The following is a 656-nucleotide window of genomic DNA, read 5'->3' as shown; positions in this document are numbered from 1 at the left end:
TTCGGCGCCAGTCGGCGACAGCGGCACGTAGCCGAGTTCGTCGACGATCAGCAGCTTCACGGCCTGGAGATCGCGCTGCAGCTTCAGAAGGGGGTCGGTACATAGAACGGACTCAGATATACGCTAACGATCGGGCCAGCGGAGACGGCGATGGTGTCGGAAAACACACGATTCCCGACGCTCCCGAAGCCGCCTCAGCGAACGCCCCAATGCCAGCCTATAAATAGGCGACAAACCATGTCGCTTTGCTGTAGTGTGCGACAAAGCGGGTTTGAGGGTTTGTCGTACATGCTGGTCGGATATATGCGGGTGTCGTCGGCCGACGATCGCCAGACAGTCGATCTCCAGCGCGACGCTCTGGTCGCAGCCGGCGTTGATCATCGGCATCTGCATACCGACAAGGCATCCGGTGCCCGCGATGATCGGCCGGGACTAAAAGCCTGCCTCGACTATCTGAACGCGGGCGATACGCTGATCGTGTGGAAACTTGATCGGCTCGGACGCTCACTACCACACCTGCTGGCGATCGTCACCGACCTGAAGGCGCGCGGTATCGCGTTCCGGTCGAGCTATGGCTGAAAATGGGTGATGGGGCCTGAGAAGGCGGCGTATCGTGGCGGGTGCTGAAGCCTGCCAGAACCTCCCGAAGGAGCGAT

1 protein-coding gene and 1 pseudogene are annotated in these 656 nt (G+C 60.7%); one reads left to right on the top strand and one right to left on the bottom strand.

Annotated elements, in window-relative coordinates:
* Nucleotides 1-90, bottom strand: a pseudogene (locus tag VQ044_RS25500) (ATP-binding protein); the annotation flags it as partial.
* A 198-nt stretch (nucleotides 91-288) separates the two neighbouring features.
* On the opposite strand from VQ044_RS25500, the gene VQ044_RS25495 reads away from it, so the two are divergent.
* Nucleotides 289-579, top strand: a complete 291-nt coding sequence (locus VQ044_RS25495; RefSeq protein WP_442873876.1) for a recombinase family protein — start codon at nucleotides 289-291, stop codon at nucleotides 577-579.
* Nucleotides 580-656: the final 77 nt, after the last annotated feature.

Source organism: Aurantimonas sp. C2-5-R2, from assembly GCF_036549495.1.
Classification (GTDB): domain Bacteria; phylum Pseudomonadota; class Alphaproteobacteria; order Rhizobiales; family Rhizobiaceae; genus Aurantimonas; species Aurantimonas coralicida_A.
The sequence above is the reverse complement of the archived record's forward strand: the minus strand, read 5'-3'. Positions and strand labels throughout refer to the sequence as shown.